Here is a 14831-nt window from a genome sequence, read left to right on the forward strand (position 1 = left end):
TTCTTTTCATAACCTCTCCGGCAGAGCTAACTTTAGCACCCAAACACCCTGTGTATGAATATATCGTTTAGTAAAATGTTTTATGTTGTAGCATCAATCATTGGGATCATAGCGATTTTGTATTTCGGGAAAGTGATCCTTGTGCCACTTTGTTTTGCTACGCTTTTCGCTTTCATTCTTTATCCGGTAGTGAAATGGCTACAGAGCAAGGGCTTAAAGAAAGTCTTAGGTATCATCCTAGCGCTAGGAAGTGTGTTTATAGTGGTGATTGGAATACTGGTATTATTTTCTGCTCAGATTATTGATATGGCGGGTCAGTACTCCAAATTTCTGGACAAGCTAAATAGCACACTTGAAACCTCTATTGCTTTCTTAAATGACAAAGTACAGATCATACCGGATATTGAATCGCAAACGATTCTGGAAAAACTTACCAGCGTGTTTTCGGATAGTAGTTTCCTTATCATTTCTGATACTGTTAATGTGACCAGTTCATTTCTGTCATTTATGGTTCTGTCAGTTATCTATTCTTTTTTGATTTTGTTCTACAGTGAGCATCTGACGGAGGCACTATCCAGGTTTAGTTCCAATAAGCACAAGCGGTCATTTTTAAGTATGCTGAGGGAAGTTCAGAAGGTTGGTCAGCAATACTTCACCGGAATGCTTCTCCTGATTCTTATTTTGGGTGTTTTAAATACTGCGGGCCTGCTAATCCTCGGAATTGATTACGCATTCTTCTTTGGATTTTTGGCGGCTATCATGGCAATCATTCCTTATGTAGGCACCACTTTGGGAGGTCTCATCCCTACGCTCTATGCATTTGTTACCTATGATAGCTATTGGTATCCGGTGGGCGTAATCGCTATTTTTTGGTTTATCCAATTTCTTGAGGGCAATTTTCTGAACCCCAAAATCGTGGGAGGAAATATGCAGATTAACGCACTATTTGCCATTTTTTCATTGATAGCGGGAGGGGTGCTTTGGGGTGTGGCCGGCATGATTTTATTCCTACCTATGGTGGCAATGCTCAAAGTTATTTGTAGTCATTACGAAGAATTGAAACCAGTCGCAGCTTTGATAGGAGAGCGAATAACAGAGGTGAGGCCCATCAAAGAGAAAAATCCGATTCAGAAAGTGATCGAGAAAATAAAAAACTAGTCAAACCGATTGTAAATGCACTCATACTGGCATTGAAAGTAGAGTGTAGTTAGCTGTCTTTCGAGATCATCCGGTACATCCATAAAGATCAGCTTCATTTTTTTCATTGCATCAATAGCATCTGCAACCATATACAAAGGTTGATTTTGGTTGTGAATGGAGGTCATGACATGAGCAAGCTTTCTTTGATATTTACTGTTTCCCTTGTAATGTCTCAGGATTCTTCTAATGACATACGATGACTCATCAATGTACACGACCTTCCCATTCTCAATGAAAGCATAAATCCCTTTAAAGTCTGTCAGCCTGCCTATACTTTTCAGAATAGACTTTACACCCATGCCTTTTTGATAAAACACTTCTGAGTCAAGAGGGCTTTCCAAAAGCACAGACATCATCTGTTTTCTCTTTGGAAGATTTTCTTTGATAATACGCTCAAATCGCTGAGCCAGAGGTTGCTTCATAGCTTTAAAATATGTCTTAAGATAAGAAGAAAGGAACAAATCAATATTTTACATTGATACTCTAAATCTGGATTTTTTGATCCCCGAAAAAGACCTATTTTTATCCCCCCTAAACACGGAGAAGATACACATTGAACGATTCAAAATATAGCTGTCTCATTATAGAAGATGATCCTGCGTTTGTAGAGATTCTTAAGATCGTAATTAAGAAAGTATCAGAGGTTGAATTGCTTGGTACATCCGATAATACCCTTGATGCAGCAAAACGTATAGATCTTGATAAACCGGACATTCTATTGCTGGATATCAATATTTCAGGTTTGGAAGGCCCAGAAGTTTTGGAGCTAGCCGATCACAAGCCAAAGACCATCGTAATCTCTAGTCACCCGGAAGAAGTGATGGAAAACTATGAGGTGGATTATGTTGCATTCATCCAGAAGCCCTTGAAAAATTCGGAGCAATTGGTCAATGCTATCCATAAATGCATTAACTTGATGTAACATTAAGATCCAGCAGGTAATTGCCTGCTGTATGAGGAGCTTACTTAAGAAGATTAACCACTCCGGACTGGAAGGTCTGGAAGACCCGCTTAATTATCGAAGAGTATTATTCATCAATAACCTTTCATTGGTGAGTAGTATTGTTGCATTTGCGGTTGCTATTCTAGTGGCTTTTGAGCAACTTTTCCCACAATTTTTAGTGACTTTATCTGGCGGTTTACTCTTCCTTTTGGTGATTTATTTCAATCGCTTGAAGCTCTACCTTGTTGCCAGAACATACTTTTTATTCATTTCAGCAATTCTTTTAGTTGTGGTGTCACTGGTTGCTTTCGGTCAGGGCAGGTTCAACGAAACCGAAAACATTCTAATTGGATTTATGGCGGTCAGCTATCTTCTATATGATGGTGGCTTTAGATATGCCGGATTCTTTATTCTGTATGGCGTTTTGATCTGGTTGAAGTTTGTGAAGCAGCAATACATTGGCGCTCCATATGATTTGAACTTTTACTTGACAATTCAGAATACCACAATACTCTCAACTCTTGTTTTTCTTTTTGCCGCCTCATTCAGGAGATCACTAATGAAGGCTTTTGTGAGACTGAAATCAAAAGACGACCTACTTTTCTCAATGATTGATAATGTGCCACTTTATATAGCCCTACTTGACACTGATAAAAGATATAGAATGGTAAATATTAACTATGAGAAATCATTTGGTAAAAACAGGGATGAAATTATAGGGTCTCATATATCTGAAGTACTTCCAGAAAATATCTTGAATGTACATGACCCCATGGTTGAAGCTGCGCTTAGAGGTGAGAGCCCTGAATTTCTTGAAAAAACTGACATGCCGGATGGGACAAATTTTTATGCCGGAGGTAGATATGTGCCAATTACTTCTGATAATGGCGAGATAATAGGTGTGACTGTTTTTGTAAATGATGTGACAAAGCTAGAGAACGCAAAGAATAAATTAACCTCAGCTAATAAGGCAAAAGACAGGTTGTTTTCGATTGTGGCACATGATATCAGAGGCCCGCTCGATCTATTTGATACGCTATTGGATTATTCTCTGGAGGCCGACCTTTCTCAAGAAGAGTTCTTAGAGCATCAGAAAAAAATAAAGAGTAAACTCGGTGAGTTGAGGATGACTGTAAATACCCTTTTAGAGTGGGCCAGGTCTCAACTGGATGGTATAAATGTAAGACCTAAATCAACCAATATAAACAACATTTTTAATGAAAATGTGGAATTGTATAGAGAGCTAATCACTCAAAAGAAAATTAACTTTGAGGTTAAAATTCCACAGGAAATTAATGCATGGGTTGATGAAAATCACTTAAAAATATCTCTCAGGAATATGATCCACAATGCATTGAAATACACTCCTATCGGAGGCAGTATTCAAGCCTTGGCGGGAAATGGTGGAAAATACGTTTCTGTCACTCTGCGAGATAGTGGGGTGGGTATGGATCTTGAAAAAATCAACTCTATTTTAAAAAATGAGCTTCAGGAGTCGGCTAGTGGAACAAATGGTGAACTTGGTACTGGATTGGGGCTTAGTTTGAGCCTCGGACTGTTGCAAAAGAATAACTGCAAGGTTAAAATTGAGAGTGAAGTAAATAAGGGCACAGAGATTTGCATAGATATCCCATCAAAATAAACTTAGATTTTTTCGTTTTTAGAGCTGGCTAAAAGGTTACTTTTTATGGCCTAATCATATTTATTGACTGTGCCGGCACAAAATCACCAATGATTCCCTTTTCGTTTAAGAGTATTTTTAAAACGGGAATGAGTTTCGCTACGAACTCATTGGACAAGCGAAGAATCGCTTTGTTCAATTACCTCATATTCTTTTGTGTAGTAGCATCTCTGGCGCTGGGAATCGTTACAGCGCTACTTGGCCTGACTATCCAGCCAATTATGTGTCTGATCGCTTGCCTGCTATTTTCAGTTTCTTTCATTTTAAACAATGTAGGCAAGGTTAGCTTTTCGAAAGGGTACTTCATCTCTGTTGGGGTTGCTTTGATTATTTCAGCCTCTCTTCTTTACCTCAATCAGGGGCTTTTTGTAGAGGTTGAAAACATGCTCTATGCTGGCATGGCGATTTCCATGTTTCTCATAAATGGTGTCAGGAAGCACATAGTTTATTGGGTGATTTTCGCTGGTTTGATTTTGATTAAGGTGTTGTCATTTGAAGTCGTGGGAGCAGAGCTCGGCACCTCCCACGTGTTAGTGCTGGTGAATAACCTGGTGGTTGCTTCGATACTTTATCTTTTTCTATATGTTTTCCACTCTATTCTGGTGAAGGCATTCGATAAGTCCAATCAACATGAGCAGACCCTCAGGTCCTTGATAGACAATGTAGCTGTACTGATGGCACTGGTGGATCGAGAGGGTACTTACATTTTGGTAAATCAAAATTATGCAGATCGATTTAAGAGAAGCCGTAGGGATTTTATTGGAAGAAACAGAAAGGAGATTCTCTCTGAAAATATTTTTGAGAAACATGAACCGATGTTTCAGGAGGCATTGACTACTGGGCAACAAGTCTCATTTCTCGAGGAAACGCTTCTGCCGGATGGGTCAGTCATTTCTGCAAAAGGAAAGTACGAGCCTATTATTAATTCTGAAGGAGAGGTGGAATCAGTAGCGATTTGTGTGGATGATGTAACAGAACTAGTGAAAGCACATAAGGCGCTGAAAGTAGCTAATGAGACGAAGGATAAGCTTTTTTCGATTATTGCGCATGATATCAAAAGTCCACTCAATCTTTTCCACAGCATCCTAAATCTGAATCATGATGATGTGATCTCTAAGGAGCAATTTTTGGAGTATCAGGATAGTTTGAAGCAACGCTTGTATAGCCTGACCGAAACTGTAGACGAACTACTTGAGTGGGCTCGAATGCAACTGGGAGGAATTAGTGCCTATCCTGCAAAAGTGAATGTGAGCTCAATTGTGAAAGAAAATGCAGACCTGTTTCACACACTGATCGTTCGTAAAAACATTGATTTAAAAATCAATACTCCTGGGGATATGGAGGCCTGGATTGACGAAAATCATTTTAAGGTGGCTATTAGAAATCTTATCCACAACGCCATTAAGTACACGAATGGAGGTGGTACAGTAGAGATTGAAAGTGATCAGACCGAAGATGATACGATTGTGAGCATTTCTGATTCCGGTATTGGCATGACCTCTGAGACAATCGACTCCATTATCAAAAAGGAGATACAAAAATCTAAGGCGGGTACAGACAAGGAAATGGGGGCAGGACTAGGTCTTAGTTTAAGCTTGGGGCTGTTGGAGAAAAACAATTGCGATATCTCCGTCACCAGCGAACCCGACAAGGGAACAAAGTTTCAAATTAAAATCCCTAAATCAAGTAGAAATAAAAAATCCTGACCAAGTTTTGATCAGGATTTGTGGGAGTGACTGGCCTGGGGCTCGAACCCAGGACCCACGCCTTAAAAGGGCGTTGCTCTACCAACTGAGCTAGCCAGTCATTTATAAACTCCTTTCGTATAAAAAGAAGTGCAATTCAAGACCTCTGTCTTAAATTGCGGATGCAAAAATAGAAATCTTAATCAATAATACCACATGATTAACAGAATAAAGGTGAGATTATTTCTAGGAATTTTATTCGGCTGCTTTTTGTGCAGCGCAACAGCCCAAAATGAACTATTGACTCAGGGTGATTCATTGTTCAATCAGCAAAAGTATACGGAGGCGTTCAAGAATTATAATCAGCTTCTTTCTGATGGTAAAGTATCTACTGCCATGCTTTTAAAGATGGCCTTCATTCAGGATGGTCTCGGAAATTATGAGCACGCACTTTATTTCCTAGATCTATACTATCAAAAGTCTGCGGATAGAAATGTGGTAGGGAAAATAGAGGAGTTGGCAGAGGCTAATGAATTGGAGGGATATACTTATGATGATATAAACTATTTCTTTTCACTTCTGGAAAAGTACAGGATGCACTTCACTCTTCTACTTACCTCTGTGATGATCCTGCTTTTGGTTTATGTTTTTAAGAAAGCAAATGTGGGAGAGAAGCCTATTGCTGCAGTGATCATTCAGGTTTTTGTTGTTGCGATGTTATTCTCAATAACTAATCTAAGATCGAGTAATCATGGGATTATCACTTCAAATGGTACACTGTTGCGCTCAGGCCCATCTGCTGGTGCCGAGCCAATTACATTGATAAATAAAGGGCATAAGGTAAAAGTCCTTGACCAAACAGATGTTTGGACCAAAATTCTATGGGATGGTGAAGAGGTATATGTTCGAAACGGGAAAGTGAGGGTTATTTAAGTGGATTATCAGGCTCTTTCTTCATCATGTTGTAGATCATCTTATCCAATCGCGATGGCATGATCTTGTTTAAAAACACTGCCATTTTTCCTTCAAAAGTTAACACCAAATCCCTTTTCTTTTTTTGAGCCGCCTTAAAGGTACGTTCTGCCACCTCGTCTGAGGTCATCATTTTTTTCTCATCACGGGGTGACTCTCCCTGTGCTTTGCCGTCTGCATTGAGCGCTGCATTTCTAATGTTTGAGCTAGTAAACCCAGGACATACCACAAGTACATGTACACCTCTGGTCATTACTTCTGTCCTCAGCGCTTCAAAAAATCCCTGCATGGCAAACTTTGATGAGGAGTAGGCGGTCCTAGCCGGAGTAGATCGCCAGCCATTGATCGAAGAGATGGCAATAATTGAACCTTTGGACTCGAGTAAATACGGCAATGCAAACTTGGTAGCATAGATGGCTCCATAGAAATTGATATCCATCAACTTCTTGAATACGTCTAAGTCTACATCTTCAAAAAGCGCTCGCATGGAAATGCCGGCATTGCAGATGAGCACGTCTATTCGACCAAATTTTTCGATAGTAGCCTCAATCATCTTTCGATTATCTTCCATCTTGGCAGAATCCAGTTCGAGCGCCAGGTGTGGCCGCTCACCCAACTCTGCAACCACCAGAGCTGCTCTATCAACATTTCGCCCGGTGAACACGACTGCATAGCCTTCATTGGCGTATTTTAGTACCAATGATTTTCCGATACCGGAAGTGCCTCCTGTGATTACTGCTACTTTTTGCATGGGTCAAAATTACGTCTGGTATAACTTTTGTCAAGGTAAGCATATTGAAAAACTTTCAATAAAAATGTACTTGATGCAACCTTCATTATACGAGGTGCATTAACCTAAAAACCAATCACCGACTAATGCGAACATTCGTTTTCTTCCTCACCATTCTTCCTTCTTTTTTTATTTATAGCCAAACAGGCATTAAGGGTGTCACCAAGAGCAATACTGGTGAGATATTGCCATTTTCAACGGTCTATGTAAAGGGGACTACCAATGGCACCACGTCCAACAGCGAGGGGGAATTTTTTCTAAAAACTTCAGCAGGCACTCATACGATTGTTGCCCAGCATGTGGGATACAAGGTTTATGAAAAAGAGGTAAAGCTGGCAGAGGGTCAGTCCATTCGATTTGATTTCCTGCTTCAGGAGCAGGCCCTGCAGCTTCAGGAAGTGGTGGTGACAGCTGGTGATGAGGATCCTGCCTATCGGGTGATAAGAGAGGCTATAAAAAAGCGAAAGTTTTATCAGAATGAAGTGAGCGCCTTTAAAACCGATGCATACTTGAAAGGATTGTTTAGACTCAATGAAAAGCCTGATAAAATACTGGGACAAAAAATCACAGTGGATACAGGTATTCTTTACCTGTCTGAGTCTGTATCAAAATTTTCTTTTGAACTGCCCGATAAAGTTTCTGAGCGAATGATCAGCTCAAAAGTGAGTGGTAATGAGCAAGGCTTCAGTTTCAACAAAGCTTCAGATTTCAATATCAATGCGTATGATAAATTTATTGATCTCGACATGGAGCGTGAGTTTGTCTCGCCCATTTCACCGCAAGCTTTTCTCTTTTATGATTTCGAGCTACTCGGTTTTTTTGAAGAAAACGGAAAGCTTATCAATAAAATAAAAGTGATTCCCAAACGATCAACTGATCCTGTGTTTGAAGGTGTGATTTATATTGTTGAGGACGAGTGGCGTTTCCACACCATCGATCTTTTTGTGACCAAAGCTCGCGGATTAGAGTTTATTGATTCTCTTAAGGTCAATCAGGTTTTTGCTCCTGCCGAGCATGACATTTGGATGCCGCTTTCACAAAAGTTTTCATTTGTGTTTGGAGCTTTTGGTTTCAAGGGGAGTGGTTACTACATCGGGGTTTATTCAAACTATGAAGTGGAGCCTAATTATCAAGCCTATCGGGATGCTGGATTGTATGAGCAGAAATTCGGTGAGAAGGAGGACAAAGACCTTTTTAAAAAGGAAGATTTTACAGCTGAAGTTTTGGTGGTAGAGGAAGGCTCAAATGAGCGGGATACTACATACTGGAAAAATATTCGGCCGGTACCACTTACTGAAATTGAATTGAAAGACTATCAGGTAAAAGATAGCATTCGGTTGGTGAAAGAAAGTGTGCCCTACAAAGACTCAGTTGATAACGAAACCAATAAACTGACACTTGGGAATATATTTTTGAGTGGATATACTCACTCCAATAGCGTGGAGGAAAAGTATTGGTCTTTGCCGGCTGTTATTAGTATTTTCCAGTACAATACTGTTGAGGGTTTCGTGCCCGAAATTCAGCCCACAATCTGGAAGCAAGTAGACGGGCAAACTAAGTATTGGATCAGACCCTCTGTTCGGTACGGGTTTTCAAATGAACGATTCAACGCAAAGCTGGAAGGGAGCTATAGAAAACTTGATAATAAGTTCACTCGCTTTTATGCCGGGGGAGGAAGGTACATTTCGCAGTTCGATGAATCAGAATCTATCTCACCTTTTATCAATAGCTACGTGACGCTTGTCAATGGAGAAAACTTCATGAAGATTTTCGAAAAGTCATTCGGTTATTTCCGTTTTCAACAAGAGATCAAAAATGGAATTCTATTTAATACGAAACTAGAGTACGCTTCAAGAGATACATTGACGAATACCTCGGATTTTACCTGGGCATCTGAGGACAAAATCAATTTCACTTCCAATCAGCCTACAAACCTTGAGCTTGCAGAGACAGGTTTTGCTAGAAATCAGGCTTTGATACTAGAAGCTACTTTTCGTTTCAGATTCAAGCAGACCTATGCTACACGACCTGATAGAAAGTTTGTGTATCGTTCTAAATATCCGGAGGTATTCCTTACCTACAAGAAGGGAATAGAAACGCTGGGAAGTGATGTGAATTTTGATTTTTTGGAAGTGAGAGTGACAGATGACATGAGGCTTGGCCTGGTGGGGACGAGCACTTATGCAGTTGCTGGAGGTGCATTTTTGAACGATGATGCACTTACTTTTGTGGATTTCAGACACTTTGCAGGAAACCAGACCTCACTTAGTCAGGTAGGGAAAACGATGAAGTTTGAGTTGCTGCCTTTTTACCAGTTTTCTACTACCAAGCCATTTTTTGAGGCGCATTATGAGCACCACTTCAATGAGTTTATCTTCAATAAAATTCCATGGGTTAAAAAGTTAAACCTGCAGGCGGTGGCGTCAGCTAATTACCTGACCACCGAGACTGTAGGCAACTATGTGGAGCTTGGTGCAGGGGTCGAGCACATCTTTAAGTTTATGCGTGTGGATTACTACTGGGCATTTCAGAACAGCAATTTCTTCGGAAGTGGATTTAGGATTGGGGTAGGGTTCTAATTCACCTTATCAAATGAATGTACCCCTTAAACTCTGAGTTGGTGTATTTCACTACGTAGTAATAGATTCCACTTGGAAACTGACCGCCTGTCCAGATAAAATCTCGCGACTCTGATCGAAATACGGGCGCTCCTGCTCTATTGGTGATCACGATATACTCAAAGGTGTTGTCGCAGTTATCAGGTGGAAGATTTTGGTTCACATCCAAATTGCCAGAGAGACTGAAAAAATCATTCAAGTCATCTCCATTGGGCGTAAAAACATTTGGAGGTAGAAACTCATTTTGGCGCTCCGCATCGTCAAAAATTTCGATGGTGAGTTTTAGCGTATCAATGTTTGGGATGGGGCAGGCATTATCCGAAACCTGAACCACAATGTCCTGCAAACTGGAAGTTTCTCCAAAGCGAAGCAATGAACAATCTGGTTGCCATCTCAGGAAAGTGGTCACTCGACCCTGACCTGTCACTGTCTGCATTTCCAAAGTGTTTGATGCCGGTAACCGTATGCCTGGAGCAAACCCAACCGTAATCTCATCTTCACTATCCAGATCAAAAGCTCCGATCTCAATTTCTAAACTTTCATTCACTCTGATCGATTGATTTCGCTCCACAGGGTCAAACTGTGGCTCTTCGTTTGGTGGATAATTGATTTGGATGGTATGTCTGAGCGTGTCAAAATTTTTGACCTTACAATAGTCATCATCATCAGCCACAAATAACAATTCAAACTGTTGGCCATCATCAAATAGGCTAGCATCGCAAGCGAGATTCCAGTAGAAATTGGAACTAACAGAACCAGAACCACTAACTGGTGTAAACGTCGCGCTGTAAAAGTCAGGGTCGAAATTTCCTCCCACGAAAGTGAGGTTCACGTCATCTCCGTCTGCATCCGTCGCTCTAACTTCTATGTCGAGTGTATTGTCAAGATCCATTTGCGAAGGAAATGTTGATCCAAAGGACACTTGAGGATCATTGTTGGGTGGGAGAATCACAGTGGCATCAATGAAGACGGTATCTCCGGGCACATCACACTGATCCGCATCATTTATGATGATTCCTACATTGAAGTTTTGCTTTTCGGTAAAGTCATAGACCGTGCAATCCGTATCCCATGTCAGATCGCCGGAAATGTTGCCTGCACCGCTGCTGACATTTGCAAGATTAAAACCATGCAGAGTTGGGTCCTCTATTCCTTCGATGTAGAGTGACATTTCCATTTCCTCTCCATCGGCATCTGTACCACTTACAGTATGGAAATATGTTGGGCTATTTTCAGCAATGGTAATTGTATTTGAACCTGTTGTAGCAACTGGTTTATTGTTTGGTGGTGGCTCCACTTCAATGGTAAGGCGGAGCGTGTCAAGTTGAGGAAGCGGGCACGCATTATCCGCAGCGATTAGATCCAAAATAAAAGGAGCATCTCTAATAGGTGGACAGTCGGGGATGCATACTTCAATTCTGAGCTCACTTGTGCTTCCATCCACAAACTCTGAGCTCAAGGAGAAAATCTCATTCAGTTTTTCATCAAAATTCACCCCTTCAGCACGGAATGAAATGGTTTCGCCAACAGTCACGTTTGAAACTAAAAAGTCAAAACACTTTTCTGTGTCGCTGGCTGTGTAGGTGAGTATGTCTACCTCAGGGTCAAATCCGGGATCGCCTGGGATATCTATATCAACGGATGGCGGATCGGGTGGCTCACACCCATCTACGACCAACATCTGAAAATCTCGTCTTACCTCACCAATCTTTTCTCCATCTCTATATTCCTCCACCTTCACCGCAAATACAAAAAGGCCAGTTTGATCCGGATTTACAGTCAGTAACCCTCGATTGCTAATTCTTAAAGGTGGTGATCCGCCAACCATGTTGTCTTTTGAGAATCCACTTCTAAAATTCACACCGAAATGCGGCTTGGGCTGTGGAATAGGTAATGCTACTGCAGAGGAGCTGTTTAGTGGTGTAGATAATGAATAAACTAGCGAATCTCCATCAGGATCAACACCTGTGAATTCCACATAGTATAGCTGATTGATACATGCATAATCACTCAGCGGTTTGAAAAGAATAGGTGATGAATTTTTGAAAATCTTACCATTTTTCATCAAGGGGGGAATTTCCAGAATGTAGTTCATTCCAGTGCCTGATGGATTTACGATGTTGTCTATGGATTCATTTCTACAACATCGCTCCCACTGGATATAATACCCATCAGGGTTCGTATAGAGTGCTGGACTAAGCTCAACATCCGCTGAGTAAAATACTCTAGAAGTTTGCAGCTCGTCTATTGCACACTCGATATTAGAATATTCAACATTTTCCTGTAGGGTAAGCTGTAATTCATGTGTGGACATCAATTGATTATCACCATTGCGGATAATGTACACGGTCACCGAAGGATCAGGACCCGGATTTTGATTTTGAGCTTCATCAAAATATTGTACCAGGTTGATCCGATACCGTCCATCGCTGAGGTAGATGAATTCAATCTCACCTCCAACAATGTGAAACGCATTGGAAAGCCCCGATAAGAGGATAAGACAACTGGTGATTAGTAACTTCTTCATCTACTAAAAAGTACAACAATGAAATTACGAAAAACCCTGTAAACCAGAGGTGTGGATGGTAATTTTGCGGCAATGAAGAAAGGTGCGATTATAGATTCATTGGAAATCACCGGAATTTCCTCGGAAGGTAAGGGAGTAGGTCGAATTAATGGGCAGGTCGTTTTTGTGAAGGAAACAGCCCCCGGTGATGTAGTGAAAGTGAAAGTGGTGGGGAAGAAGAAGAAATTTCTTGAAGGGTATGTGGAAGAGTTTCATCAAAAGTCCAGTGAGCGTTCTGAACCATTTTGTGAGCACTTTGGATTATGTGGCGGATGCAAATGGCAACATATGCAGTATGATGCTCAGCTAAAATACAAGCAAGGACATGTAGAAGAGAATTTGAGAAAACTGAGCGGGTTGAAATTGCCAGAGGTAAAACCAATTCTGGGATCAGAAAAAACTTCCTTTTATCGGAATAAACTTGAATTCACCTTTTCAAATTTCAGATGGCTGACAAAGGAAGAGATCAATTCGGAAGAAGAGCATGTCAGGACAGGATTGGGTTTTCATATTCCTAAGCAGTTCAATAAAATCATCAATGTAAATAAATGCCATCTTCAATCAGATCCGTCTAATGAAATTAGGTTGGCAGTTAAAGACTATGCGGATAAGCATGGCATTCCCTATTTTGATGTCAAAAAGCAAGAGGGCTTTCTTCGAAACCTTGTCATTAGAACCGCTACAACAGGTGATCTGATGGTTATCCTTCAGGTTTATTATCGAGATCAGGAATTACTTGACCTAATGATGAATTTTCTAAAAAGGGAATTTCCTCAGATTACCTCATTGATGTATGTAGTGAATGAAAAAGGCAATGATTCTTTTTCAGATTTAGAAGTTGAGTTATTTGCTGGAAATGATCATATCATGGAGCAGATGGGCGATTTGAAATTTAAGATTGGGCCTAAATCATTCTATCAGACCAACTCAGAGCAGGCGCACGAGCTGTATAAGATAGCTGCTGATTTTGCTGATTTAAAAGGAGATGAGCTCGTATACGATCTGTACACGGGAACTGGAACTATAGCCAATTTTGTTGCCAGATCGGCCAAAAAAGTTGTTGGGATAGAATATGTGGAAGATGCCATTGCAGACGCCAAAATAAACAGTGAAATCAACGGTATTGACAACACAGATTTTTATGCGGGTGACATGAAAGATTTGCTCGGCAATGAATTTATCAATCAACATGGCAAGCCGGATGTAATCATCACTGATCCTCCACGAGCAGGGATGCATCCCAGAGTGACTCAGCTTCTGGCTGATTTGAAATCCAACAGGATTGTTTATGTAAGCTGTAACCCAGCTACGCAAGCAAGAGATCTGGAAATTTTGGGACAATCCTATGATGTGGTAAAAATCCAGCCGGTGGATATGTTTCCGCAGACCCAGCATGTTGAAAATGTAATACTACTTAGATTGAAAGATTAGAATCATGCACAATGATCCAGAACTAAACCCCAAGCAGTTAGGAAGAATCTCATCTGATTTTGTAAAAGTAGCAGAGCCAATTCGGGAAGCCTCTTATGCTATTCGAAAGCAGGATTTTTCTGATTATCCGATATTCCCGATGTGCCAGATAAGCCAGCCAATAGGCCAGGTATTGGTGGAGGCGTTTCAGGCTGAAAATGACTGGCATTACTATGCCTCGTTTATGGAAGAGTTTACACAACGAGGGTTGATTGCTGATGAGAAGATTTTCAAAGAGAATTTTAAAGATCCGGATGAATTCTGTTGCTTGTTTGTGATTGATGAGGAGTTTACTAACTTCATTTTCATTCCATATCCAATCGACTGAGCATGACCCCAAAAATCGAATTCGTTTATCAGAAACTTGATGCAAAGCAAAAGCAAGAGATCGTTGATTTCTGGGTTGCAGAAAGAGCACTGAATCAGGAACAAGCAGAAAAACGTGTTGAAGAAATTGTTCTTATTGCAAGAGGAGAGCAAGGTGAGATCATTGGTGTAAGTACCATGATCAAGCGATTGTATGAACCTATTGGGAAAACCTTTTGGGTTTTCCGTGCTTTTGTTGGAGAAAAGTATCGTCAGCAGGGAGTTGTGCTTCAGCTAATAAGCGAAGCGAAAGAACACTTGAACAACCACTTCCAAGAAGGTAAGGACCCTGATGTCATTGGGATTTTATTAAAAGTTCAGAGCCCAATCTTGATGAAGCACTTTCCGCAGGCCACCTGGCCAAGGACACAGTTTCACTTCGTGGGTATAGAAGATGGCTGCCACATGCGTATCAGCTATTTTGATGGTGCTAAGATTGCTTAGGCTTTCTTCAAATGCCGCTCCATCTATTTAGCCTCTCCATCTTCCAATTTTAACCCTTGATCAGCAAGTCATTCAATTAAATGTCAAGCCTTCATA

The 14831-nt window shown here is 40.7% G+C and carries 12 protein-coding genes and 1 tRNA gene; 9 read left to right on the top strand and 4 right to left on the bottom strand.

The window, feature by feature from the left end:
• Window positions 1-54: 54 nt before the first annotated feature.
• On the top strand, window positions 55-1158 hold the full coding sequence (locus ACEQZT_RS09270) for an AI-2E family transporter (RefSeq protein WP_370089153.1): 1104 nt from the start codon (window positions 55-57) through the stop codon (window positions 1156-1158).
• Here the strand turns inward: ACEQZT_RS09270 and ACEQZT_RS09275 are convergent.
• Window positions 1155-1622 (bottom strand): hypothetical protein, encoded by a 468-nt coding sequence (locus ACEQZT_RS09275; RefSeq protein WP_370089154.1) that lies wholly within the window; start codon window positions 1620-1622, stop codon window positions 1155-1157. The two genes, ACEQZT_RS09270 and ACEQZT_RS09275, sit on opposite strands and share 4 nt — an antisense overlap.
• A gap of 131 nt (window positions 1623-1753) precedes the next feature.
• On the opposite strand from ACEQZT_RS09275, the gene ACEQZT_RS09280 reads away from it, so the two are divergent.
• The 3 genes from ACEQZT_RS09280 (at window position 1754) to ACEQZT_RS09290 (ending at window position 5530) form a co-directional block, all read left to right on the top strand.
• Window positions 1754-2122, top strand: coding sequence for a LytR/AlgR family response regulator transcription factor (locus ACEQZT_RS09280; protein WP_370089155.1), 369 nt, complete (start codon window positions 1754-1756; stop codon window positions 2120-2122).
• Between the two features lie 31 nt (window positions 2123-2153).
• The gene (locus ACEQZT_RS09285) at window positions 2154-3785 is read left to right on the top strand and encodes a PAS domain S-box protein (RefSeq protein ID WP_370089156.1); all 1632 of its coding nucleotides are present in this window, start codon (window positions 2154-2156) and stop codon (window positions 3783-3785) included.
• 128 nt (window positions 3786-3913) lie between these two features.
• Window positions 3914-5530 (top strand): ATP-binding protein, encoded by a 1617-nt coding sequence (locus tag ACEQZT_RS09290; protein WP_370089157.1) that lies wholly within the window; start codon window positions 3914-3916, stop codon window positions 5528-5530.
• A gap of 27 nt (window positions 5531-5557) precedes the next feature.
• Here ACEQZT_RS09290 and ACEQZT_RS09295 read toward each other — a convergent pair.
• A tRNA-Lys gene (locus ACEQZT_RS09295) sits at window positions 5558-5630 on the bottom strand.
• 95 nt (window positions 5631-5725) lie between these two features.
• Between ACEQZT_RS09295 and ACEQZT_RS09300 the strand changes: the two genes are divergently transcribed.
• Window positions 5726-6442, top strand: coding sequence for an SH3 domain-containing protein (locus ACEQZT_RS09300; protein WP_370089158.1), 717 nt, complete (start codon window positions 5726-5728; stop codon window positions 6440-6442).
• Here the strand turns inward: ACEQZT_RS09300 and ACEQZT_RS09305 are convergent.
• Window positions 6435-7232, bottom strand: a complete 798-nt coding sequence (locus tag ACEQZT_RS09305; protein WP_370089159.1) for an SDR family oxidoreductase — start codon at window positions 7230-7232, stop codon at window positions 6435-6437. The two genes, ACEQZT_RS09300 and ACEQZT_RS09305, sit on opposite strands and share 8 nt — an antisense overlap.
• Before the next feature lie 125 nt (window positions 7233-7357).
• Between ACEQZT_RS09305 and ACEQZT_RS09310 the strand changes: the two genes are divergently transcribed.
• The gene (locus tag ACEQZT_RS09310) at window positions 7358-9850 is read left to right on the top strand and encodes a DUF5686 and carboxypeptidase regulatory-like domain-containing protein (RefSeq protein WP_370089160.1); all 2493 of its coding nucleotides are present in this window, start codon (window positions 7358-7360) and stop codon (window positions 9848-9850) included.
• Window position 9851: 1 nt separating this feature from the next.
• Here ACEQZT_RS09310 and ACEQZT_RS09315 read toward each other — a convergent pair whose 3' ends face one another.
• Window positions 9852-12416 carry a gliding motility-associated C-terminal domain-containing protein gene (locus ACEQZT_RS09315; protein WP_370089161.1) on the bottom strand — a complete coding sequence of 855 codons (2565 nt, stop codon included), beginning with the start codon at window positions 12414-12416 and terminating at the stop codon, window positions 9852-9854.
• Window positions 12417-12488: 72 nt separating this feature from the next.
• Between ACEQZT_RS09315 and rlmD the strand changes: the two genes are divergently transcribed.
• Genes rlmD through ACEQZT_RS09330 form a run of 3 tightly spaced genes read left to right on the top strand, consistent with a single transcriptional unit; the run spans window position 12489 to window position 14735 of the window.
• Window positions 12489-13886, top strand: a complete 1398-nt coding sequence (gene rlmD / locus ACEQZT_RS09320; protein WP_370089162.1) for a 23S rRNA (uracil(1939)-C(5))-methyltransferase RlmD — start codon at window positions 12489-12491, stop codon at window positions 13884-13886.
• Between the two features lie 4 nt (window positions 13887-13890).
• The gene (locus ACEQZT_RS09325) at window positions 13891-14253 is read left to right on the top strand and encodes a hypothetical protein (protein WP_370089163.1); all 363 of its coding nucleotides are present in this window, start codon (window positions 13891-13893) and stop codon (window positions 14251-14253) included.
• A 2-nt stretch (window positions 14254-14255) separates the two neighbouring features.
• Window positions 14256-14735 carry a hypothetical protein gene (locus ACEQZT_RS09330; protein ID WP_370089164.1) on the top strand — a complete coding sequence of 160 codons (480 nt, stop codon included), beginning with the start codon at window positions 14256-14258 and terminating at the stop codon, window positions 14733-14735.
• Window positions 14736-14831 lie beyond the last annotated feature (96 nt).

Origin of the sequence: Ekhidna sp. (assembly GCF_964218185.1) — a bacterium.
Taxonomy (GTDB): Bacteria; Bacteroidota; Bacteroidia; order Cytophagales; family Cyclobacteriaceae; genus Ekhidna.

Coding starts and splice junctions, on each gene's coding strand:
- ACEQZT_RS09300 (WP_370089158.1), top strand. CDS start 5,726: ATGATTAACAGAATAAAGGTGAGATTATTTCTAGGAATTTTATTCGGC.
- ACEQZT_RS09325 (WP_370089163.1), top strand. CDS start 13,891: ATGCACAATGATCCAGAACTAAACCCCAAGCAGTTAGGAAGAATCTCA.
- ACEQZT_RS09290 (WP_370089157.1), top strand. CDS start 3,914: ATGAGTTTCGCTACGAACTCATTGGACAAGCGAAGAATCGCTTTGTTC.
- ACEQZT_RS09315 (WP_370089161.1), bottom strand. CDS start 12,416: ATGAAGAAGTTACTAATCACCAGTTGTCTTATCCTCTTATCGGGGCTT.
- ACEQZT_RS09270 (WP_370089153.1), top strand. CDS start 55: ATGAATATATCGTTTAGTAAAATGTTTTATGTTGTAGCATCAATCATT.
- ACEQZT_RS09310 (WP_370089160.1), top strand. CDS start 7,358: ATGCGAACATTCGTTTTCTTCCTCACCATTCTTCCTTCTTTTTTTATT.
- ACEQZT_RS09330 (WP_370089164.1), top strand. CDS start 14,256: ATGACCCCAAAAATCGAATTCGTTTATCAGAAACTTGATGCAAAGCAA.
- ACEQZT_RS09305 (WP_370089159.1), bottom strand. CDS start 7,232: ATGCAAAAAGTAGCAGTAATCACAGGAGGCACTTCCGGTATCGGAAAA.
- ACEQZT_RS09285 (WP_370089156.1), top strand. CDS start 2,154: ATGAGGAGCTTACTTAAGAAGATTAACCACTCCGGACTGGAAGGTCTG.
- ACEQZT_RS09275 (WP_370089154.1), bottom strand. CDS start 1,622: ATGAAGCAACCTCTGGCTCAGCGATTTGAGCGTATTATCAAAGAAAAT.
- rlmD (WP_370089162.1), top strand. CDS start 12,489: ATGAAGAAAGGTGCGATTATAGATTCATTGGAAATCACCGGAATTTCC.